The organism is Citrobacter sp. wls619 (assembly GCF_005281345.1).
Taxonomy (GTDB): domain Bacteria; phylum Pseudomonadota; class Gammaproteobacteria; order Enterobacterales; family Enterobacteriaceae; genus Citrobacter.
The window spans coordinates 1-285 of sequence record NZ_SZXJ01000087.1; the positions used below are offsets into that span (position 1 = coordinate 1).

The 285-nt window shown below is 58.9% G+C and carries 1 protein-coding gene; it reads left to right on the plus strand.

The features are described from left to right. A partial coding sequence (locus FDX19_RS17365; protein ID WP_212734719.1) for an integrase domain-containing protein occupies nt 1-285 on the plus strand: 285 nt, incomplete at both ends.

The following is a 285-nucleotide window of genomic DNA, read 5'->3' on the forward strand; positions in this document are numbered from 1 at the left end:
GTCGCTGAAGACATGGCGGCAGGCGCTGGGTCGCGGGGAGTCCCGGTTAACCGTGGTGTACGGCACCAAGGGCGGACGTCCGCGAGAAACCGTTATTCTGGATGCTGTCGCAGTCAGGAAAGCGCTGGATAATGCCCTCTCTGTTGCAGAACATCGTCACGGCAGGCTGATCGATAAACCGGATCTGAAAAGCGCGATGAAATACTGGCACAGCCAGGCGTCACGTACTGGTTTAACGGGCGCATTTTCCCCGCACTCGTTACGCTATGCGTGGGCGCAGGATGC